Below are 19470 nucleotides of genomic sequence, written 5' to 3'. Positions count from 1 at the left end.
CTCTCTCTAACGGTTGCGCTCGATCGTGGCCTCGACCATCTCCTTGAGGATGGTGTCCATATCGAACTTGTACTCCCAGTCCGGGTAGTCGGCGCGGAAGCGGCGGATATCGCTGACATACCAGATGTGGTCCCCCGCTCGGTTCTGGTCCGAGAGGGTGTAGGTCAGGGTGTTGCCGGTGAGCGCCTCGGTCTTGGCGATCGCCTCGAGCATGGAGATATTGCTAAAGCGCGAGCCGCCCATGTTGTAGACACTGCCGGGCTTGGGTGCCTGGAAGAAGTGCCAGAAGGCATTCACCAGGTCAAAGGAGTGGATGTTGTCGCGGACCTGCTTGCCCTTGTAGCCAAAGATGGTGTAGGGCCGCCCGGTGACGACGCACTTGATGAGGTAGGCAAGAAACCCATGGAGCTCCGCCCCCGAGTGCGCCGGCCCGGTCAGACAGCCGCCACGGAAGACCGCAGTCTTCATCCCAAAGTAGCGCCCGTACTCCTGCACCAGCACATCGGCGGCCACCTTCGACGCGCCAAACAGGCTGTGCTTGCACTGGTCGATACTCATCGTCTCGTCGATTCCGTGCTCGGCGTAGGCGTGCGACGGGTCCACTTCCCAGCGGGTCTCGGTCTCGATCAGGGGCAGCTCGTTAGGCGCATCGCCGTAGACCTTGTTGGTCGACGTGAAGACAAAGACGGCCTCCGGGGCGAACTTGCGGGTGGCCTCCAGGAGCACTAGGGTACCGTTGGCGTTGACCGTGAAGTCGGTGAGGGGCTCGCGGGCGGCCCAGTCGTGGCTGGGCTGGGCGGCGGTGTGGACAATCAGCGCGATCTCGCTGCCGTACTTAGCAAAGAGCGCATTGATCCCGGCCTCATCCCGAATATCCACCGACTCGGGGGTGAAGCGTGGCAGGGCAGCCTTGAGCTGCTCCGTGTTCCACTTGGTGGATGCCTCCGCGCCAAAGAAGTACTGGCGCATGTCGTTGTCCACCCCCACGACATCAAAGCCTTTCTCATGGAAAAACTTGACCGTCTCACTCCCAATCAGGCCCGCAGACCCGGTAACAATCACAACCGACATAGTTTCTTCCTTATGGGTTCACCCCGAAAAATCAGGGGCTAGGGGGCAAAGAGCGGGCGCAGCGCGTCCTCATTCTCTCGCAGCCAGGCCGCGATTCCCCCCACGATGTCCTTCACGCTCCGCTGGGGCTGCCAGCCAAGGCGTGCCTGGACCTTACTTGAATCCGAGACATAGAGCGGAATATCCACACTGGCCGTGGTCAGATCGGTGCCCAGAGGTATCTCTCGGCCGGTCGCCTCCTGGCAGAGCGTGGTCAGCTCCTGTAACGATGTAGATACTTCCCGTCCACCGCCCGCATTAAACGTCGTGCCCGAGAGTGCCTCGATATTGGCGTGCTCCAGCCGGATCAGGTCGTAGAGGTCCTCAGGGTGCAATAGATCACGCACCTGCTTGCCCTCGCCGCCAAAACCGGTGTAGCGCAGGGGCCGCCCAAAGTGGTGGTTGGCCACCCAGAGCGTAAAGACTCCCTGATCGACCTTCCCAAACTGCCCCGGCCCGGCCAGCACACCACAGCGGTTGATCACGGCGTTGAGGCCCAGACTGGCCGCGTACTCCTGAATGAGAAGCTCACTGGCAAGCTTGGTCGCCCCGTAGAGCGAGCGGGGCTGATCGACCGGAAAACTCTCCGCGATTCCCTTGGGACTCACCCCCGGAAGGGTCTGCGCTTGCGCGATCTCGAAGCGTGTCGGGGCCTCGTCCAAGACGATCTCACGGAGCGGCGCGATGGAGTAGACCCGCGATGTCGAGAGGAAGACCATCCCCCCACAGCGCTTGCGGGCCAGCTCCAGGCAGTTGATGGTTCCGACGAGATTGGTCTGCAGGACGTAGGCGGGGGAGCCGTCGGTGCCGGCATGGACACTGGGCTCTGCCGATGCCTCGATAAAGAGGTCGAAGTTGCCCGGCAGGTCCATGAGGTCGGCCTCGCAGCGGATATCCCCGTGGAAGAACTGGATACCATGGCGCTGAAAGAGAGGCAGGTTGACTTCTGCTCCCCGCCGCCGCAGGTTGTCCAAGACGACGATCTCGCACTCGGGGAAGTCCCGGCGAAAGGCAAGCGCAAGGCGGGAGCCCACAAACCCCGCGCCGCCGGTGATGAGAAGACGCATAGCTTGAGCGGAGTATATCACAAGACGCCTCTGCGTGATAGAATGCCGCGTGTCTGATTTTCCGATTGCCCCCGAGGAGCTGCGGCGGCTGGCAAGGCTTGTCGAGCAGCATGACCTGGCCGAGCTACGCTACGAAGAAGGCTCTCTGCGCGTGACGCTTCGTACGACCGTGCCCACGCTCGCTGTCCCTGTTGCGGGTGCCACTGTCGCGGCACCTCTGCCCCTCACGGCTGCTCCCGTTGCCGCAGGAGCGACCGCCACCGCCGCCGCGCCCACGGGGACGCCGATCGAGGCCCCGATCATGGGGGTCTTCTACCGCTCCCCCGCGCCGGGTGCGCCGTCTTTTGTCGAGGTGGGAGATACGGTCGAGAAAGACCAGCCCATCGGGATGATCGAGGCGATGAAGGTCTTCTCCGAGGTCCTCGCCGACCATGCAGGGCGCGTTGTCGCAATCCCCGCAGAGAATGGAAAGCTTGTCCAGCCCGGCGATCCTCTGGTACTTCTGGAGAGCTAGGCCATGCGACAGATTAAGATTGGAATCCTCGGGCTGGGGGTGGTTGGCTCGGGGACGGTACGCATTCTCCAGGAAAACGCCGAGGCGATCTCGCGCCGGGTCGGGGCCGAGCTGGTGGTCAAGAAGATCGCCGTGCGCAACCTGGCCAAGGACCGCGATGTCGCCGTGGACCCCGCCCTCCTCACCGACAACCCGTTTGAGGTAATCGACGACCCCGAGATCGAGATTCTCGCCGAGCTGGTGGGAGGGGTCGATCCCTGCCACGGCTTCCTGCTCCGCGCGATCCAGAGCGGCAAGAACATTGTCACGGCCAACAAGGAGCTGATGGCAAAGTCCGGCCACGACCTGCTCGATGCCGCACAGCTCGCCCAAAAAGACTTCTTCCTCGAGGGCTCGGTCGCCGGCGGAATCCCGATTATCGCGGCGATGAAAGAAAGCCTGGCGGGCAATAATATCAAAGAAGTGATGGGAATTGTCAATGGCACCACCAACTACATCCTCACCCGCATGACCGAGGAGGGCGCCGACTTCGCCCCCACCCTCGCCGATGCCCAGCGCCTTGGCTACGCCGAGGCCGACCCGACCAGCGATGTGGACGGCCACGATGCGGCCTACAAGCTCGCGATTCTCTCGTCGCTAGCCTTCAACTCCACGGTCAACGAGGAAAAAGTCCCCCGCCAAGGGATTCGTCATATCCAGGCACGCGATATCGCGGTCGCCCGGGACCTGGGCTACAAGATCAAGCTGATCGCCTCCGCGCAGTGCCACCCCGATGGCAGCATGCAGGCGCGTGTCCACCCCGCCCTCCTGCCCAACAAGCACCCCCTCGCCAGTGTCAACGATGTCTTCAACGCGGTCCTGGTGCGCGGCGATGCCGTGGGCGATGTGATGTTCTACGGACGCGGCGCAGGGAGCCTCCCCACGGGAAGCGCGGTGGTCGGCGATCTGATCGCCTGCGCCCGCAATATTGTCTCCAACGCCACGGGCCGGGTCGGGTGCACGTGCTACCTCAGCCGCCCCATGCTTCCCAGTGAGCAAGCCCAGAGCAAGTTCTATGTCCGCCTCCACGCCCTCGACAAGCCCAAGGTCCTCGCCAGTATCGCCAATGTCTACGGGGACTTCGATGTCAGTATCGAGTCCGTGGTCCAGCGCGCGCTCCCCGGCGACGAAGCAGAGATTGTCTGGGTGACGCATAAAAGCCGCGAGCACCATCTGTTGGGTGCGCTGGATGTCATCAGCCGCCTCCCCGCGGTCAGCAAGGTCCACAACTGGATTCGTGTCGAGGAGTAGGTTGATCGCCCCCGTTGGAGGGGGGCGTCTAACTATCGCTTCACGACACGAAGGCCTGCGGCCATATTCGGAATGGGCGGAGCCCTTTGTGTCCGAGGCACGAGGACAGCGAGACGCCCCGGTTCATCGGGGCGATCCATAAAAACACCAAAGTCATGAACCACGGACTTATCTCTACCTGGCGGGAGTTCCTGCCCGATATCACCGACTCCACCCCCGTTATCTCCCTCAGCGAGGGCGACACCCCGCTGATCGAGGCCAAGCGCCTGCCGACTGTCTTTTTGGGAGCGCCGAGCCTGCGCGTCTTTTTGAAGTTCGAGGGACTCAACCCGACCGGCTCGTTTAAGGACCGCGGGATGACCATGGCGGTCTCCAAGGCAGTGGAGCGCGGGCGCGAGCTCGTGATCTGCGCCTCGACCGGCAACACGAGCGCGGCGGCGGCGGCGTATGCGGCGCGGGCGGGGATTGCGTGCGCGGTGCTCTTGCCCAAGGGAGAAGTCGCACTCGGGAAACTAGCCCAGGCGCTGATCCATGGTGCAAAAGTGCTGGCCATCGACGGCAACTTCGACGATGCGCTGAGGTTAGTCCGGGAGATCGCCGCGGATGAGAGCTTTGGGATTGAGCTGGTGAACTCGGTGAACCCGGTGCGGATCGAGGGGCAGAAGACCGCGGCCTTTGAGATCGTGCGGGACCTGGGCGATGCACCGGACTTCCACGCGCTCCCCGTGGGCAACGCGGGCAATATCACGGCCTACTGGCGCGGCTTCTCGGAGTTTGCGGCACTGGGCAAGGCGACCAAGCGCCCGAAGATGCTGGGCTTCCAGGCCGCCGGTGCCGCGCCACTGGTGCTCGGGCACCCCGTGGATGAGCCCCAGACGATTGCGACCGCGATCCGTATCGGCAAGCCGGCCAGCTGGGACGGTGCCATAGCCGCCCGCGATGACTCTGGCGGGCTGATCGAGAGCGTCACCGACGACGAGATCCTGGCGGCCTACGCCGCGGTGGCATCGCTGGAGGGGGTCTTTGCCGAACCCGCGTGCGCCGCGCCGCTGGCGGGACTGAAGAAGCTCGCGGCCCGTGGCTACTTTGGCGACTCCCCGGCCACCGTTACGGTGACCCTGACGGGACATGGCCTCAAGGACCCGGACAGAGCCGTGAAGACGGTAGGAGTGGCGCTTGAGGAAGTGGCTCCGACCCGTGATGCAATCCTCACCGCCCTGGAAAAAACGCGATGAGCCAAGGATTCTCAGACGACGCTCTTGCCCACGCGAAGGCAGCCCTGGAGCACGGCAATGGCAAGATGGCGCAGTTCTCCCACCCCGAGCTGGGTGGGAGCGGCCAGTGGATGCCCGGTATGGTGATGATCGGCGATGCCTTCAATCAGCCCCTCAAGGCCCGCGTCCTCGCCCTCTTCACCGAGCTGGCCAGCCAACTGCAAGCGCCTCCGGCTCCCGTGAGCACGCCCATTACCTGGTGGCCAGCGGCGCTCGGGATGCCGTCGCAGGCGGGTGGGCAGAACGCGCTCGCCTACGCCCACTTCCCCAACGCCCACTGCCTCGCCGTACGTCGAGAAAAAACTGTCACCCTCTACGACACCCGCGGTCACTCCGTCACGGGCATCAGCGCCCAGAACGATCAGCTCACGGTGCAGACTGCCGCGGGACTCTCTTTCCTTGCCGAGATGCTGCCGAAGCGTGAGGCATAGCCTCGATGCAACGACCGATCCTGGCGTTTGCCCAAGATAGTGTGGGCGACTGGTTCGCCACTCTCTCCTGTGGCCATACCCAGCACACCCGGCACCAGCCGCCGTTCCAGAGTCGCCCTTGGGTGGCCACCGAAGAGGGCCGTCAGAGCAAGCTCGGGGAGCTGCTAGAGTGCCCGTACTGCGAGCGCTGGGAGCTCCCCGAGCACTTTGTCGCCTTTCACCAGACTCCCGAGTTCACGGAAGCGACCATCCCTGCGGCCCTGCTCAAAGACCACACCACAAAGCCGGGTATCTGGGCCAAGATTCTGGTCACGGAGGGCACGCTCCGCTACCACCTAGACGGCTCCGGCCAGACTTTCGAGCTCTGTGTCGGCACCCTCGGGATCGTCGTACCTGAGGCGCCCCACCATGTCGAGCCACTTGGCCCTGTGCGCTTTTCCGTAGAGTTTTACCAAGCCCCTAAAGTGGTGCGATAGAGCGGTATGCGCTTTGTCATCCCCGATCTCGTCAACCCGATGGACTACCCCAAGTCTGTCCGGCGCGCTGTGGCGCAGCGCCGCGACGCTGTTATTCAAGAGTGGCGTGCTCACAACGATGCCCTGCGTCCCACCCTCTCGCCAGAGCTGACCTGGCTCCTGGACTTCTCACTCGACGATGGCATCACCCACTCGCTCCGCATTGTCCCCGCTGAGCGCTGGCTCGTCCTGACGCTCTGGGTTGGGGACGCGCAACGTGGTTACTTTGAGGCGCAGCTGCGCTACGAAGGCATCACCCTCTCCCCCATGGAGACGCAGCTCCTCTGCCTCATCGTCGCCGATGAGCGCAACGATATCTACTGGAGTGAGCTGGAGCGCGAAGAAAACGGACACTATATCCACCGGATTCGCTGGCATACACGGATTCCCATCGGAAACTTCCACGGTAAAGACGGAAGCTACCTTGGCTACCACACACTTGGGCCAGAGCTAGCCTTTCGCTTCACCGACTTTGGCCGCGATCTGAGACCTGCACCCCAAAACTATGAGCGTCCCAAGGAAGTTATCACCATCGTTCAGGATCAGAGCGAGCTGGAAGGATGGGGCGATTTTATGCATTCTCTGTGAGGGGGCTTGTGTTAAAATGCCGTATGCGACAAGAACCAATCACGCACGCCTTCTTTGCTGCAGGTGGTGCGACCTACATCCGCTCTGGCAGCGGACAGATTCTCTGGGAGTTTCCTCACGCGACCCGCGATGGCTGGGTGCTTCCCAACGGCAACGTCATCCTCGCCCTCAATAAGAGCGCTCAGTATCCCGGTGGTGGGATCGCTGAGGTGGACAAAAACGGCAAGGTGCTCTTCGACTGGAAGGGCACGCAGTCCGAGGTGAACACGGTCCAGGATATCGGCAAGGGACGCCTGCTCTGCACCGAGGCGGGCAACAAGCCGCGCATCCTGGAGATCGACAAGAAGTCTGGCGAGATCAAGCACGAGGTGGCGATCCAGGCACAGACCAAGGACCACCACCTCCAGACCCGTATGACCCGCAAGCTCAAGAACGGCAACTACCTGGTGCCCCAGCTTCTGGATAAGATGGTGCGCGAGTACACCCCCAAGGGCGAGATTGTCTGGGAGGCCAAGACCCCCAACTGGGAGAACTCCGCCTTCCTGAGCTGGGCCTTCACCGCCATTCGCCTCGACAATGGTAACACGCTCACGGGCTGCACGATCGCAAACTTGACGGTCGAGTTTGATAAGACAGGGAAGATTATCTGGTCGGTGAGCAACGATGAGCTGGAAGGACGCCCCTTCAACGACTGCTGCGGTGTCCAGCGCCTGCCCAACGGCAACACGGTGATCACGGCGCACCACGCGCAGGGCAACGAGGTCAAACTGGTGGAGATCACCCGCGACAAGAAGATTGTCTGGACCCACCGCGACACCACCAAGCCGGGGATTCACCACTTCCAGATCCTCGACACCAACGGCAAGCCCCTCAAGGGTCGCCCCCTGAAGTAGCGAGGAGTTGAAAATTCCTCGCTAGAGGCAACACGTTGCCGAACGCCCTCACGGGCGAATTGGCAGAGATATTCCGTCCGGCAGGACGTTCGGCGCGAAGCGCCTTTAGCGAGGAATTTTCAACTCCTCGTGTGAAAAAAAGAAACATGAACAACGCACTTTTAACCGGCCTCTTGGCCTTTGGTCTGCTGGGACAGCAGCCCCCGGCAAACGCGCCCTGGTCGATGGACCTGAGCAAGTTCCAGCCCTACGGCTACAACAAGGGCGAGGGCAACTACGTGATCGCGCCGATGTACACCAACGCACCGGAGCTGACCCCGCAAGACAACGTCCCCAAGGGCAAGGTCTACGACTTCATTGTCAAGTCCACCGATAGCCCGCTCTTTCCGGGAATCGCGAAGAATAAGCCCGGCGAGGTTGTCCCCTACGAGCGCCGCTGCTGGGTCTATGTCCCGGCCCAGTACCAGCCCGGCAAGCCCGCGCCGCTCCTGGTCACCCACGATGCGATGGGGCGCGGCGAGCTCCCGACCATCCTGGACAACATGATCGCGGCCAAGCGTGTCCCTGCGATGGTGGTGGTCTTTGTCAGCTCCGGTGGCGGCGATGCTCAGGGCAGCGAGCGCGGCCTGGAGTACGATACCTGCTCGGGCAAGTACGCGGAGTATATCGAGACCGTGATCCTGCCGCGCGTGAGCAAGGACTACAACGTGACGTTCTCCAAGGACCCCGATGCCCGCGCGACCATGGGCTGTAGCTCGGGCGCGGCGGCGGCGTTCTCGATGGCCTGGTACCACCCCGATCTCTACCACCGGGTGATTAGCTACTCGGGGACCTATGTCAACCAGCAGTCGCCGGAGAACCCCGCCACCCTGCGCGGTGCCTGGGAGTTCCACGCGACCCTCGTGCCCAACGAGAAGCGCAAGCCGCTGCGTATCTGGATGCATGTCAGCGAGAACGACCTGCGCTTCCGCGACCCCGAGGAGACCTGGCACAACTGGGTGATGGCCAACGACCGCATGTCCCGTGCTCTGGCGGCCAAGAAGTACCCCTACCAGTTTGTCTTCTCCAAAGAGTCCGGCCACTGCGATGGCCGTGTCGAGCGCCAGACAATGGCCCAGGCGCTGGAGTTTGCCTGGAAGGGCTACAAAGACCGAGGGCGGTAGCGAATCTGTCAGCCGGGGCCTGAAAGGCCCCGGCTGGACCGCCTTCGGCGAAGCGGGCCGAGCCCGCGAAGATAGAAAAGACAGATTCGGTGCGGCCCCGGGCCGCTTGATGCGAAGCATCGCCTAGGCGGGGCCTTTCAGGCCCCGCCACACCGGAACAATCCCATGCCGCAGCTCACGATTGACCTCACCGATGAAGCCTACGCCCGTCTTTCTGCACGCGCACGGTTTCATGAGCAGGAACTGGAGAGCTACGCGGCCATGGCACTCGACAGTGGCTTGGCGACCTGGGAGCGTGAAGCACTGGAGCGGATATCGGCCCTGCTGACGGCGATTCAGGCACTGGTGCGAGACCGAGCAAGCCAAGAGACAGCGGACACGCACACAGGCCGATTTGCGCTCTTCCAGAAGATAGTCCATCAGCTTGACTACATGCGCGCTCTTTTACAGCACTGGCATCCCCTTCGTACCAACTTGGACAAGCGCTCTCACTACATGGGCGAGCGCAATCTGAAGCATGTCGTGCTGCGCGAGCTGGTGGAGCGCGTGGTCGAGCACACGAAGACCACTCCCGAGTGGCACGAGGGGCATCACCTCGCGTACTGGCTCCACGGCCCCCTCCCCGAATCCATCGTCGTCGATTCCGGCTGGCTCACTCTTGCGCTGAAGACTCTCCTCCACAACCTAGTAAAACTCTCTCCTGATGGCGGAAAGCTCACTCTGACCGTAGACTTGCCCACCAATGAGACGCTCCGCTTTGCGATCACCAGCCCCGCCGTTGACGTTGCTCCCGAGTTTGTCCCCCCTTTTGTCCAAGCCTCGGTACGCTTTCTCGACGGACAGCTCACCCTGTCTACAGATGCGCAGAAAGGCACGACTGTTTCTGTCACGATCCCGCTCCAACAGAGCATCCCAGTCGCCGATGACGAGGCGTTTAAGGAGACCAAACATCGGCTGCACCAGCGACTCGGGCGGCTCCAAATTCTCTTGGAAGGTGTTGACGCGGTCGCGGAGAGTTACTTTACCTTCAACAACAACGCGCGCCTGCACTGTATCGCCCTCGTCAACGACGAGCTCCACGACCTTCAAGACGCGCTCCAGAGCCTTGTCACCCACCTCACCGGAGATGAAGATGCCGCAGCTTACGATTGACCTCACTGATGATGACTTTGCCAAGCTCACACAGCGGGCGCGGTATCGCGATCTAACTCCTGAAGAAGATGCGCGTCAGGCCGTGCAGAAGTCTCTGAATGGCTACCTTCGTCGTACGGTAGAGGGCGAACACTCGCTTCATACGGCGGTGACCTCCATCAAGGGCTTTGTTTCCACCCTGCTCCTAGACGAAGACGGGACGATGTTTGCGCACTCTGACCGACTGGAGTTTCTGGAGATCGTGGACAAGGAGTGTGATCGTCTCAAGCTGTTACTTGGCACTGTCGAGAAGCGGCCTCAGCGTGGCCTTCGGTTTCAGCCCGAGTGGGTTATCCTCCGCGATCTCCTGCAAGCCGCACAGGAACAAGCCGAGCCTCTGCGCCAGGAAGCAAACCAGCGCAACAACTCCCGCCAGAAGCGATTGACACGTGCTCCGCAGCTTGTGTGGTCGCTTGCCGAGAACCTTCCTCAGCTCCTTCACACCGACGGCAGACTCTTCCTCCAAGCCCTTCTTCAAGTGATTCATTCCTTGCTAGAGTGGACACCTGAGGGAGAGACGCTCGAAATCACAGTGACGGAAGAGGCAGACCACATCTTGCAGGTCTCCTTGACGACACGTGGCGTTTTCATCGATTCCGCAGGGAGAGAGTTCTTTCAACAGCACATTGAAAAGCCCGTCAAGAACGCAGTGTACATGGGCGCACCGTTTCTGCACCTCGCCCGGCTCTTTGTGCAGTGGCACGGCGGTTCGTGGAACCTTGTGGCAGGCGATCAAGAGGAACCTGCCACCATCACGTACACCCTACGGCGCTTTGATGACTCTTTTGTTGCCCTCGAAAATGACCAGCGGTACCAAGAGGCGATGGTGATGCTCCGAACCATCGCACTCCAGCTTCTGAGCGACAGCGAAGGACTTTCTCCCGAGCACCTCCATTTCACCACCACCGCCCGCGCCGAGCTCGCGCACGCCGTAAACACCCAGCTCCGCCAGCTAGAGGCGTTTCTTTCCTCCTTGGAGACAACCCATGCCCAAAATAACGATTGAGCTTTCCGACGAAGCCTTTGCTCGCCTGCAAGAGCGGGCACACGAGGGAGATCAAGGCTTTGAGACCCAAGCGGCACGGGTTTTGGAGCGCTCGCTTCGTCTCTCCCCTCAAGAGAGCCTCTGGGTAAGCAAGCGTTTCCAGACCGCCCTGACCTCGATCAAGGGGTTTATTTCGATCATGCTCACGGACGAGGACGGGACGATGTTTGCGCACCCCGACCGCTTGGAGTTCTATGCGATCATCGACAGAGAGTGCGATGCCCTCAAAGCCTGCCTACAGCCCGTGCCGTTCCATGCCCAGCCAACGCGGCTCAAGGACATCCTCGAAGCGGTGCGCGATGAGGCGGCGAAGTCCCCCTACCGCCTGCCGACCCACACGTTTGTGCTGGAGGTGGGTGACAATCTCCCCAAAACTCTCCTCACCGATGCCGAGGCGCTGAAGGAGACACTCTGGATGTTTCTGGAAGACGCGTTGAGGTCCTCTCCCCAAGGCGGCGAGGTCCGGCTTCGGCTGGAGAGACCCGCCCCAGATACACTCACGATCTGCATCACGGACCAAGGCCAGGGGTTTGACCCGGTGGAGCGTCGAGAGCTCGCCGAACGGGTTAGAGCGGGCCAGGTCTTTATCACCTTTCGCGACAAGCCCGTTCGGGATTTAGGCATGCCGTTTATCCAGTGGCACCAGGGCACCTGCGAGCACGACTCCCCCGGCCCGGACAAGGGCGCAAGCGTCACCATGACGCTCCGCCTCTTCGACGAAAGCACGGAGACGCCCTAGCCTGGTACGCGCCCGACGGGGCGGATTCCCTTGCCGATTCGGTTGGGACCGTCGCCGAGCTCCTCGCGGGCTTGCTCGGCGAGGGCGAGGAGGCGCTTGAGGATCTCGGGGTGCTGGGCGGCGAGGTCGGTGGTCTCCCCCGGATCGGCGACCAGATCAAAGAGTAGCGGGCGGGTGATCTTGGCCATCTTGTAGGTCACGGGCTTGCCGCCCCGCGCGGTCTCGGGGTAGGGGCCGAGGCTGCGGTACGACTGCGGGAGCATGACCTTCCACCGCCCGGAGCGCACGGCCTGGAGCTCGTTGGTGTTGTAGTAGAAAAAGTACGCCTCCTGCGGGCTCTTGGCGCGGGTGTCTCCACTGAGCAAGGGCCAGATATCCTTCCCATCCAGCTTGTTCTTGGGCAGCGGCGCGCCGGTCAGCTTGGCGATTGTCGGCAGGAGGTCGATGGTCATCGCGGGCTCGGTGATGACACTGCAGGGACGAATATGCCCCGGCCAGCGGGCCACAAAAGGCTCGCGGACGCCGCCGTCCCAGCACGTGCCCTTCCCCTCGCGCAGGGGCCCGGCGCTCCCGGCGTGCTCCCCGTAGCTCAGCCAGGGACCGTTGTCCGATGTGAAGATCACGAGCGTCTCGCGCTCCACACCTGTGCGTTTCAGCGCCGCCAAGACCTGCCCCACGGAGTCGTCGAGCTCCTCGATCACATCGCCAAACGTGCCGCGCTGGGAGCGCCCTTGCCACTTCTTCCCCGGTGCCAGGGGAACGTGCGGCATGGAGTGTGCAACGTACAGAAAGAACGGACGCTTGCCCGCGTGCTTCTCGATAAAGCCCACCGCGCGATCCGTGTAGCGCTGGGTTAGGGTCCCCATCTGCTCCAGGTTCAGGATCGTCTCCACGGGCTTCTCACCGTCCATGAGCTGCAGCGGCGGGTAGGCACGGGGCGTGTCCGGGTGGTTGGGCCACATGTCGTTGGAGTACGGCAGCCCCAGCCACTCGTCGAAGCCGTGGCGTGTGGGGTTGAACTCCGGCAGATGCCCCAGGTGCCACTTCCCCACCGCGCCGGTCGCAAAGCCCTTCGCCTTGAGCACCTGTGGCAGGATCGTCTCGTCGGCGCTGATCCCGATCTTACTGGCCGGCCCCAGTGCGCCCTGAATCCCCACCCGCCCCGAGTAGCACCCCGAGAGCAGTGCTGCCCGGCTCGCCGAGCACACCGGCTGCGCGACATAGAAGTCCGTGAAGCGCACGCCATCGCGCGCTAGAGAGTCGATATGCGGCGTCCGAATGTCCTTGGCCCCAAAGCAGCCCACATCGGCATACGCGAGATCGTCGGCAAAGATCAGAACAATATTCATAGGGGCATTTTACGCGATAAAATGACGCATGGTACAGCAGCAACAGAAGAAGCCAGAGCGCGAGGTCGCGCCCCGCACCATTGTCGAGTGGGTACTGATCGTCTTCAACTTCTTTGTTGGTCTTACCTCTGGGTTTGCCTTGGCCTTTGCGTTTATGACAGAGCTGCCCTACCCTTGGTACAACAATACGTTTAATCTCTTCCTCTTTATCGGACTCCTGCTAGGTGGCACCGGGGCGCTGTTCTCCGGGCTTTTTCTGCTGATCTCCCGCTCCGCCCGAGTCGCGCGCTGGTTTCAGCTACTCGGGATGGTGGGAGGAGCGTCCCTTCTTGCCACTCTCCTCCTCCGAACCCTCCAAAGGGGCATCCCACACAGCAATATCCCCGCCCTCTCGTTGCTGCTCGCCATGGCGCTCTACCTGCTCGGTGCCTATGGCCTCTGCAAGCGCGCGTCCGATAGTGAGGAATAGCCCATGCAACAGCTACAACTAGAGAAGCCAAAACGTAAAGCAGTGCGCCGGACGGTGATGGAGTGGATCGTCCTCGCAACCAATGTTGTCCCTGCCCTGCTTCTCACCACCGTCCTGCGAGATATCCACCACCCCGTGAGCCTGATCGGGCTGGGCGTTCTTTTTGGCACGGTGGGGTTCTGGGGCACCAGCATCAGCCTGCTTACACGCGCACGTAAGGTGGCGGCTCTCTTTGAGTTCCTCGCCGCCCTCGGCTGGTGGTGTGCGGCTGTCTACCTCATCCAACATCTCGAAAACCCACTGGCGCCCCGGGGCGTGCCCTTCCTCTCCGGCCTCGTTCTCATCGGGCTTTTTCTCACGTGGCTCGCAAGCTGGCTGTGGCGCTTCCGAGACGACAGTGAGGAGGGGGCGTAGCACGTGCCACAGCAACAACTGCAAAAACAAAAGACGAAGACGGCACGACACACCGTGGCGGAATGGGTGGTGCTGGTTCTCAATCTAGGGCTGGGAATAGGGATCGGTTTTCTGCATCCACGTCTGCCATTCCCCTTTATCTGGAACGCGATGGTGATGATTAAGTCGGGGCTGTTCTTGGCGTTTGTCGGCTACTTAGGCACAGGCATCACCCTGCTCTTGCGTGCCCGGCGGATCGCGGCGGTCTTTGAGGCAGTCTGCGCACTTGCCTGGTGGTGTATGATCTTCCATGAGCTAGTGCAGGGACGCTTTCCCGACGGCAGCTACCACCCCACAACCTGGGTCGTCTGTGGCATGCTTTTTCTGATCGGTCTGATCCATGCCCTTCTCGCCCGGTGGCTCTGGCGCTTCCAAGGAGACAGTGAGGAGTAAAAGGACGCATGATCCAACAGAAGCAAAAACGACCTACAAAAGCACGCCTTCATCCGTTAGAGATCACGCTTAGCTGGCTGAGCCTAGTCTTAGGGGGCGCAGGCTTTCTCTACTTCTGGATCTCCTTCTCGCCCCTCGGGCGCGGGGAGCGCTGGGATGTTGTGGCGGCTCAGGCGGCTCTTCTTCTGGGAATCCTGCTCACAACACTTGCCGGGGGCTTTGTGCTCTGCTGTGCTCGTCGACTGGCACGGTGGCTACTGCATGGCGCAGGGCTTTTGGCGGTGCTTGTGCTGGGCTACGCTATCTTTGACGCTTGGCATCGCGGCGACTACCGAGGGGATCTGATTGGCATCGCCGGGATTGTGGCAGCCACGTTCTGGATATTCTGGTTTGCCTGGTTTATCAAAAAGCAGGAGAGCGAGAGATGATGCAGTCGCAGAAACAGCACCAAACGCACGCTGCGGTATCTAAACACCGAACCGGGGGCGAGTGGGTGCTCCTCGTTGGCTCGCTTCTGGCAACGCTCACGGGTTGGCGTAGCCTACTGCGCCCGTTCCGATTCCCCCTGGTCAACTGGTATGATGGAGGGCTCGCGTGGTGTTTATTGGAGCTAGCCCTGCTAGGAACCACAGTGGCGCTGCTTGTCCACGCACGCCGTATCGCCGCATTTTTTCAGGCGCTGTGTGCCACGGCGTGGTGGTTTGGGATCGTGATCGCCGTCTTTGGCTTCCTCAATTTCAATGGCCGCCTCGATGCTTTCGCCGTTTTTGTCTGTAGCCTGCTCTTTTTGATCGGCCTGGTTCACGCCCTCATCGCCCGCTGGCTCTGGCGACTCGCAGGTATGGAGAGGGCATAGGCCATGCAGAGGCAGCAGCAAAAGCGCAAGGGGAGCACGTTCACACCGGCTGAGCTTGTGATCATGACTCTCAATCTCGGCCTGGCGCTTGGTGTGGGCTTTTTGCGTCCCCCCGTGCCTGACTTCCCTCGTTACTGGGACCCGACGGTGCTGATCTCGTGGGGTCTCTTTTTGGCACTCGTAGGCTACATCGGTGCGGGTACCCTGCTCCTCCTACGTGCCCGGCGGATCGCGGCGCTGTTTCAGTTTCTTAGTGCCGTGGCCTGGTGGTGCCTTTTCGCAAACGCACTGTTGGTCGGACGCCGCCCCGACGGCACCTACCACCCTGCAGCCTTAGCCTACTGTGATATCGTCTTTCTGATCGGGCTGGTACACGCCCTGATCGCTCGCTGGCTCTCGCGGCGGGAAGACACGAACGCGGGAGACTCGCCCTGATGCAGCAGCAACACGAGCGACCAAAGACCGCGCACCGGCCCGTGCGCCTCAATGGTATCGAGAGGTTTTTTGCCACCCTGAGCCTTGTCTTTGGGAGCGCCGGGTTTGTCTACTTCTGGCAACTCTTCTGGGGGAACTGGAGCAACCAGCGCTTGGACTATCTCATCGCCCAAGTAGCCCTCTTACTTGGATTGTTTGCCAGTAGCCTTGCGGGGCTTTTCCTGTTTCTCCGCCTGCGCAAGGGAGCACGAGGGCTCTATCTCGTCGCTGCAGTCATGAGCACTGCCCTACTCCTCTTTACTCTCTACGACGGCTGGAACCGAGGTGAGCTGGGCTACTCCGGTGAGTACCTCCCGATCCTGGGAATCGCCGCCACCCTGTTCTGGTTGAGCTGGCTGACCTGGTATGTCAAGCAACGGGAGGGAGAGAAAGACATCTAACCACCACAGCTGTTGATCAGGTAATCGATAATCTGCTGCCAGTAGGGTTCGGCCGCAGCCTCGTCTTCAAACTGCCGAATCGTTTCCAAGATCGGCTCTAGTGTGGGGAGGTTTGCGGGATACTCAGCGAGGGTATAGAGAATACTCGTTCGTAGCCTCCCCGCAAACGCAGGGAGCGCGGCGATCACGCGTGGGAGCACGGGGGCGACTAAAGCACGGGCCTCTTCGGCAATGCGTCTTGAGCGCTCTTGTTCTTTTTCGTAGGAAGTTCCGGCTCGCAGGAGGCGCTTGTGCAGGTGCCGCGTCGTTGTCGCCGGCCCTTCGAGCCAGCCCCAGCCGTTCCCAATCATGACCAGCAAGAGCGCAACGGGCTCACGCTCGGGTGTCTCTGGCGCCTCAAAGAGACGAATTAAAAAGGGAACGGCGTAGGGAGTCGCCTCATAGACCGTCCCTTGGTGGTAGATATTCGCATGGAGGTGCATAAACGCATCCCAGCGCGCCTCAGGGCTCTCAGAGGCCAGGGCGCGGAGTAGGCGCGGCACATCCGTCGCCGGGCCGTAGGCATGGTTTAGCGCGTGCCACGGGACCTCGTCGAGTCCCTCCAGAGGGTCCACTAGAGCTTCTGGCGGGCGATGGAGCAGCCGAAGGGGGTCGTGGACTTGACCTTGGGCGGCTGACCGGCGAGGAGAAAGTCCAGAGCGTTGCGCAGGTCGTGGGCCAGGATCGCCTTCTCGTCGCGGCTATCGTCGATGCGGCCGTGGTAGCGCAGGACCCCTTGTGCGTCCATGACAAACGCCTCGGGGGTGACCTGGGCATTGAGGGTATCGGCGAGTTTGTGGTCGGCATCGCGCAGGACGGGGAACGTAAAGCCGTGGGCCTTGGCATGGGCCGCGATCTCGGCGTCGGGCTCGTCGGCGCTGGAGTTCACCGCCACAAAGCGCACGCCCTTGGAGGCATAGGCATCGGCCAGCTCTTTATTGCGCTTGTCGTAGCCACCGGAGCAGGGACAGCGCGCCGAGAGAAACAGCACGACAGTCGCCTTTTGTTTTTTATCGCCGTAGAGGCTCTCGGAGCCCGTGCCATCGGCCTTGGGGAGGGTCGCGTCCGCCACTGGCTTGTCGATCAGGGGGTTCTTGCCCGACGCAAACGTATCAAAGAAGCAGGCCGCGAGCTCGACCAGCTGGGTCCCGTGCTCCTTGGGCTGGACGGTCGCAATGGGCAGGAGCACCTTGGCCTGAGGCCCGAGGACATACGAGACATAGGGCCGACCGGGCGCGACTCCAAACTGCTGCCCGATCTTGCCGCCCGTATCGAGCAGGATCGGGAAGTTGAGCGACTCGCTGTCGTGGAGCTCGGCCGCGACCGACCTCTCCAGGGGCGCGACCGCAAAGACCTTCACCCCGATCTTATCGAAGCGCTTCATCTCGTTCTTGAGCGAGCGCAGCTCCCCCCGTACCTCGTCGCTGACGCCCGGCAGGAAGACCAAGGCCACCGAGCGCTGGTCGTAGTCCGCGAGGTTGTGGAGCCGTCCGGTCTGGTCGGGCAAGACAAAGATCGGTGCCTTCGTCCGCGGCAGGAGCATCGTGATGTTCTGCTGGCGGTCGAAGCGGGTCAGCGAGTAGATTCCCAGCCCGGCGGCGGTCCAGACCCCAGCCAGAGTGAGGAGCAAGGCTTTGATTGGCGGTTTACCCATGATGTTTCATCTCGCCGCCGGTTGAAAACCGGCGTCTGCAGTGGCACTGCGTGCCGCAAAGCCCGTTCCGGGCTGGGGAAGTGCGCTCTCCAGCCTGGCACAGGCTTCGCGGCGGAACGCCACTGCAGACGCCTCATGGAATGAGGCGGCACTTCGTGAATCCTTTCACAATGTTACCGCCGCAATTTCCAAGATGCAAAGGTTTTTGCCGGGGAGAGCGCGAATACTGCCCCATGAAAGTAAAGGTGCTCGCGGCGCTCGCCGCGCTCGTGCTCATGGTGCCCTCGGCCATGGCGCAAAAATTCGAGAAGATCTTTGATGGCACCACCCTCAACGGGTGGAAGCTGATCGGGGGGCATGGGCCTGGCTACGTGATCAAAGACGGCTGCATTGTCTGTCCGGCCGATGGCGGAGGCAACCTCTTCACCGAGAAAGAGTACTCCGATTTTGTCTACCGCTTTGAGTTCAAGCTGACTCCCGGTGCCAACAATGGGATTGGCCTCCGGGCGCCCTACGAAGGCGACGCGGCCTATGTCGGGATGGAGTGCCAGGTGCTCGACGATCCCGCGCCGGTCTACGCCAAGCTGGAGCCCGGGCAGTACCACGGCTCGATCTACAAGGTCCTCCCCGCCAAGCGCGGTGCCCTCAAGCCGACCGGCGAGTGGAACAAAGAGGAGATTCGCTGCGAGGGACGCCGTATCACCGTGACCCTCAACGGCAAGAAGATTGTCGAGGGCGATCTGAACGCAGTCAGCGATCCGGCGACTCTGGCGGCCCATCCGGGGATGCTGCGCCCCAGCGGCCATATTGGCTTTCTGGGCCACAACTCCGAGGTCTGGTTCCGCAACCTGGAGGTCAAGGACCTGAGCAAGGCCCCCAAGGACAATGTCGCTCCCAAGGGCTTTACCGCGCTCTTCAACGGCAAGGACCTCAAGGGCTGGAAGGGCCTGCTGGGCAACCCGCTCACCCGCGCCAAGCTCTCCCCTGAGGAGCTGGCCGCGCAAGAGAAGGTCAAGACCGACGAGGCCCTGAAGCACTGGACCGCAAAAGACGGCGTCATCTGCTACGACGGCAAGAACGATAGCCTCTGCACGGTAAAAGACTACAAGAACTTTGAGCTGCTGGTGAGCTGGAAGATCGGCCCCGGCGGCGACTCCGGCATCTACCTACGCGGCTCACCCCAGGTGCAGATCTGGGACACGGCGCTCACCAATGTCGGCGCCCAAGTCGGCTCGGGCGGACTCTACAACAACCAGAAGAACCCCAGCAAGCCGACGCAAGTGGCGGACAACCCGGTCGGGGAGTGGAATGAGTTCCGCATCCTGATGGTCGGAGACCGTGTCACGGTGTACCTGAACAACAAGCTGGTGGTCCAGAGTGTCCAGATGGAGAACTACTGGGACCGCAAGATTCCGATCTTCCCCACCGGCCAGATCGAGCTCCAGCACCACGGAAACCCGATCTTCTTCAAGAACATCTACGTGCGGGAGCTGCCGTAGCGTTTTTACCTCCCCCCGCGCTTTAGCGCGCGACCCCCTCCGGCTTCGCGAAGGGGGAGCGAA

Annotated in this window: 24 protein-coding genes; 19 read left to right on the top strand and 5 right to left on the bottom strand. The window is 61.9% G+C overall.

Annotation, left to right across the window (positions count from 1 at the left end; genetic code table 11):
• Nucleotides 1-6 precede the first annotated feature (6 nt).
• Together HNQ39_RS18140 and HNQ39_RS18135 are read right to left on the bottom strand one after the other, a co-directional pair.
• Nucleotides 7-1071, bottom strand: coding sequence for an NAD-dependent epimerase/dehydratase family protein (locus HNQ39_RS18140; protein ID WP_184199701.1), 1065 nt, complete (start codon nt 1069-1071; stop codon nt 7-9).
• A 38-nt stretch (nt 1072-1109) separates the two neighbouring features.
• Nucleotides 1110-2177 carry an NAD-dependent epimerase/dehydratase family protein gene (locus HNQ39_RS18135; RefSeq protein WP_184199700.1) on the bottom strand — a complete coding sequence of 356 codons (1068 nt, stop codon included), beginning with the start codon at nt 2175-2177 and terminating at the stop codon, nt 1110-1112.
• A 49-nt stretch (nt 2178-2226) separates the two neighbouring features.
• Here HNQ39_RS18135 and HNQ39_RS30615 point away from each other — a divergent pair, with 49 nt between their 5' ends.
• The 11 genes from HNQ39_RS30615 (at nt 2227) to HNQ39_RS18080 (ending at nt 11820) form a co-directional block, all read left to right on the top strand.
• Nucleotides 2227-2691: a biotin/lipoyl-containing protein gene (locus HNQ39_RS30615; protein ID WP_221290106.1), complete on the top strand. Its 465-nt coding sequence runs from the start codon at nt 2227-2229 to the stop codon at nt 2689-2691.
• A gap of 3 nt (nt 2692-2694) precedes the next feature.
• Nucleotides 2695-3981, top strand: a complete 1287-nt coding sequence (locus HNQ39_RS18125) for a homoserine dehydrogenase (RefSeq protein ID WP_184199698.1) — start codon at nt 2695-2697, stop codon at nt 3979-3981.
• Between the two features lie 155 nt (nt 3982-4136).
• Nucleotides 4137-5216, top strand: a complete 1080-nt coding sequence (thrC, locus tag HNQ39_RS18120) for a threonine synthase (RefSeq protein ID WP_184199695.1) — start codon at nt 4137-4139, stop codon at nt 5214-5216.
• Nucleotides 5213-5686 (top strand): hypothetical protein, encoded by a 474-nt coding sequence (locus HNQ39_RS18115; protein ID WP_184199692.1) that lies wholly within the window; start codon nt 5213-5215, stop codon nt 5684-5686. The genes thrC and HNQ39_RS18115 overlap by 4 nt, the downstream gene beginning before the upstream one ends.
• A gap of 5 nt (nt 5687-5691) precedes the next feature.
• Nucleotides 5692-6162 carry a DUF3565 domain-containing protein gene (locus HNQ39_RS18110; RefSeq protein ID WP_184199689.1) on the top strand — a complete coding sequence of 157 codons (471 nt, stop codon included), beginning with the start codon at nt 5692-5694 and terminating at the stop codon, nt 6160-6162.
• Between the two features lie 6 nt (nt 6163-6168).
• The gene (locus tag HNQ39_RS18105) at nt 6169-6789 is read left to right on the top strand and encodes a hypothetical protein (protein ID WP_184199686.1); all 621 of its coding nucleotides are present in this window, start codon (nt 6169-6171) and stop codon (nt 6787-6789) included.
• A gap of 23 nt (nt 6790-6812) precedes the next feature.
• Complete coding sequence (locus HNQ39_RS18100; protein WP_184199683.1) at nt 6813-7682, top strand: PDZ domain-containing protein; 870 nt, start codon at nt 6813-6815, stop codon at nt 7680-7682.
• A 146-nt stretch (nt 7683-7828) separates the two neighbouring features.
• A complete protein-coding gene (locus tag HNQ39_RS18095) occupies nt 7829-8845 on the top strand; it encodes an alpha/beta hydrolase (protein WP_184199680.1) in 1017 nt (338 codons plus the stop codon).
• A gap of 165 nt (nt 8846-9010) precedes the next feature.
• Nucleotides 9011-9997: a hypothetical protein gene (locus HNQ39_RS18090; RefSeq protein WP_184199676.1), complete on the top strand. Its 987-nt coding sequence runs from the start codon at nt 9011-9013 to the stop codon at nt 9995-9997.
• Nucleotides 9978-11042, top strand: a complete 1065-nt coding sequence (locus tag HNQ39_RS18085) for an ATP-binding protein (protein WP_184199673.1) — start codon at nt 9978-9980, stop codon at nt 11040-11042. Before HNQ39_RS18090 ends, HNQ39_RS18085 begins: the two co-directional genes overlap by 20 nt.
• On the top strand, nt 11023-11820 hold the full coding sequence (locus tag HNQ39_RS18080; RefSeq protein ID WP_184199671.1) for a sensor histidine kinase: 798 nt from the start codon (nt 11023-11025) through the stop codon (nt 11818-11820). The genes HNQ39_RS18085 and HNQ39_RS18080 overlap by 20 nt, the downstream gene beginning before the upstream one ends.
• Here the strand turns inward: HNQ39_RS18080 and HNQ39_RS18075 are convergent.
• Nucleotides 11817-13169, bottom strand: a complete 1353-nt coding sequence (locus tag HNQ39_RS18075; RefSeq protein ID WP_184199668.1) for a sulfatase family protein — start codon at nt 13167-13169, stop codon at nt 11817-11819. The two genes, HNQ39_RS18080 and HNQ39_RS18075, sit on opposite strands and share 4 nt — an antisense overlap.
• Before the next feature lie 28 nt (nt 13170-13197).
• Between HNQ39_RS18075 and HNQ39_RS18070 the strand changes: the two genes are divergently transcribed.
• From HNQ39_RS18070 to HNQ39_RS18040, 7 genes are read left to right on the top strand one after another with little or no spacing between them, the layout of a single operon-like run.
• The gene (locus HNQ39_RS18070) at nt 13198-13638 is read left to right on the top strand and encodes a hypothetical protein (protein WP_184199665.1); all 441 of its coding nucleotides are present in this window, start codon (nt 13198-13200) and stop codon (nt 13636-13638) included.
• 3 nt (nt 13639-13641) lie between these two features.
• Nucleotides 13642-14052 (top strand): hypothetical protein, encoded by a 411-nt coding sequence (locus tag HNQ39_RS18065; RefSeq protein ID WP_184199662.1) that lies wholly within the window; start codon nt 13642-13644, stop codon nt 14050-14052.
• Nucleotides 14053-14055: 3 nt separating this feature from the next.
• A complete protein-coding gene (locus HNQ39_RS18060) occupies nt 14056-14484 on the top strand; it encodes a hypothetical protein (protein WP_184199659.1) in 429 nt (142 codons plus the stop codon).
• An 8-nt stretch (nt 14485-14492) separates the two neighbouring features.
• Nucleotides 14493-14912, top strand: coding sequence for a hypothetical protein (locus tag HNQ39_RS18055; protein ID WP_184199656.1), 420 nt, complete (start codon nt 14493-14495; stop codon nt 14910-14912).
• Nucleotides 14909-15340 carry a hypothetical protein gene (locus HNQ39_RS18050; RefSeq protein ID WP_184199653.1) on the top strand — a complete coding sequence of 144 codons (432 nt, stop codon included), beginning with the start codon at nt 14909-14911 and terminating at the stop codon, nt 15338-15340. Before HNQ39_RS18055 ends, HNQ39_RS18050 begins: the two co-directional genes overlap by 4 nt.
• A gap of 3 nt (nt 15341-15343) precedes the next feature.
• Nucleotides 15344-15775 carry a hypothetical protein gene (locus tag HNQ39_RS18045; protein ID WP_184199650.1) on the top strand — a complete coding sequence of 144 codons (432 nt, stop codon included), beginning with the start codon at nt 15344-15346 and terminating at the stop codon, nt 15773-15775.
• Nucleotides 15775-16215 (top strand): hypothetical protein, encoded by a 441-nt coding sequence (locus tag HNQ39_RS18040; protein ID WP_184199647.1) that lies wholly within the window; start codon nt 15775-15777, stop codon nt 16213-16215. The genes HNQ39_RS18045 and HNQ39_RS18040 overlap by 1 nt, the downstream gene beginning before the upstream one ends.
• Here the strand turns inward: HNQ39_RS18040 and HNQ39_RS18035 are convergent.
• Complete coding sequence (locus HNQ39_RS18035) at nt 16212-16829, bottom strand: hypothetical protein (protein WP_184199645.1); 618 nt, start codon at nt 16827-16829, stop codon at nt 16212-16214. The genes HNQ39_RS18040 and HNQ39_RS18035 overlap by 4 nt on opposite strands.
• The gene (locus HNQ39_RS18030) at nt 16829-17908 is read right to left on the bottom strand and encodes a redoxin domain-containing protein (RefSeq protein ID WP_184199642.1); all 1080 of its coding nucleotides are present in this window, start codon (nt 17906-17908) and stop codon (nt 16829-16831) included. Before HNQ39_RS18030 ends, HNQ39_RS18035 begins: the two co-directional genes overlap by 1 nt.
• A gap of 233 nt (nt 17909-18141) precedes the next feature.
• On the opposite strand from HNQ39_RS18030, the gene HNQ39_RS18025 reads away from it, so the two are divergent.
• The gene (locus HNQ39_RS18025; protein WP_221290104.1) at nt 18142-19407 is read left to right on the top strand and encodes a 3-keto-disaccharide hydrolase; all 1266 of its coding nucleotides are present in this window, start codon (nt 18142-18144) and stop codon (nt 19405-19407) included.
• Nucleotides 19408-19470: the final 63 nt, after the last annotated feature.

This window comes from Armatimonas rosea (assembly GCF_014202505.1).
GTDB classification, from domain to species: Bacteria; Armatimonadota; Armatimonadia; order Armatimonadales; family Armatimonadaceae; genus Armatimonas; species Armatimonas rosea.
Note: the sequence above shows the minus strand (reverse complement) of the source record. Positions and strands in the feature narration are given on the sequence as shown.

Coding starts and splice junctions, on each gene's coding strand:
- HNQ39_RS18140 (WP_184199701.1), bottom strand. CDS start 1,071: ATGTCGGTTGTGATTGTTACCGGGTCTGCGGGCCTGATTGGGAGTGAG.
- HNQ39_RS18070 (WP_184199665.1), top strand. CDS start 13,198: ATGGTACAGCAGCAACAGAAGAAGCCAGAGCGCGAGGTCGCGCCCCGC.
- thrC (WP_184199695.1), top strand. CDS start 4,137: ATGAACCACGGACTTATCTCTACCTGGCGGGAGTTCCTGCCCGATATC.
- HNQ39_RS18110 (WP_184199689.1), top strand. CDS start 5,692: ATGCAACGACCGATCCTGGCGTTTGCCCAAGATAGTGTGGGCGACTGG.
- HNQ39_RS18125 (WP_184199698.1), top strand. CDS start 2,695: ATGCGACAGATTAAGATTGGAATCCTCGGGCTGGGGGTGGTTGGCTCG.
- HNQ39_RS18075 (WP_184199668.1), bottom strand. CDS start 13,169: ATGAATATTGTTCTGATCTTTGCCGACGATCTCGCGTATGCCGATGTG.
- HNQ39_RS18080 (WP_184199671.1), top strand. CDS start 11,023: ATGCCCAAAATAACGATTGAGCTTTCCGACGAAGCCTTTGCTCGCCTG.
- HNQ39_RS18045 (WP_184199650.1), top strand. CDS start 15,344: ATGCAGAGGCAGCAGCAAAAGCGCAAGGGGAGCACGTTCACACCGGCT.
- HNQ39_RS18085 (WP_184199673.1), top strand. CDS start 9,978: ATGCCGCAGCTTACGATTGACCTCACTGATGATGACTTTGCCAAGCTC.
- HNQ39_RS18050 (WP_184199653.1), top strand. CDS start 14,909: ATGATGCAGTCGCAGAAACAGCACCAAACGCACGCTGCGGTATCTAAA.
- HNQ39_RS18090 (WP_184199676.1), top strand. CDS start 9,011: ATGCCGCAGCTCACGATTGACCTCACCGATGAAGCCTACGCCCGTCTT.
- HNQ39_RS18135 (WP_184199700.1), bottom strand. CDS start 2,177: ATGCGTCTTCTCATCACCGGCGGCGCGGGGTTTGTGGGCTCCCGCCTT.
- HNQ39_RS18100 (WP_184199683.1), top strand. CDS start 6,813: ATGCGACAAGAACCAATCACGCACGCCTTCTTTGCTGCAGGTGGTGCG.
- HNQ39_RS18105 (WP_184199686.1), top strand. CDS start 6,169: ATGCGCTTTGTCATCCCCGATCTCGTCAACCCGATGGACTACCCCAAG.
- HNQ39_RS18095 (WP_184199680.1), top strand. CDS start 7,829: ATGAACAACGCACTTTTAACCGGCCTCTTGGCCTTTGGTCTGCTGGGA.
- HNQ39_RS18115 (WP_184199692.1), top strand. CDS start 5,213: ATGAGCCAAGGATTCTCAGACGACGCTCTTGCCCACGCGAAGGCAGCC.
- HNQ39_RS18030 (WP_184199642.1), bottom strand. CDS start 17,908: ATGGGTAAACCGCCAATCAAAGCCTTGCTCCTCACTCTGGCTGGGGTC.
- HNQ39_RS18065 (WP_184199662.1), top strand. CDS start 13,642: ATGCAACAGCTACAACTAGAGAAGCCAAAACGTAAAGCAGTGCGCCGG.
- HNQ39_RS18040 (WP_184199647.1), top strand. CDS start 15,775: ATGCAGCAGCAACACGAGCGACCAAAGACCGCGCACCGGCCCGTGCGC.
- HNQ39_RS18025 (WP_221290104.1), top strand. CDS start 18,142: ATGAAAGTAAAGGTGCTCGCGGCGCTCGCCGCGCTCGTGCTCATGGTG.
- HNQ39_RS18055 (WP_184199656.1), top strand. CDS start 14,493: ATGATCCAACAGAAGCAAAAACGACCTACAAAAGCACGCCTTCATCCG.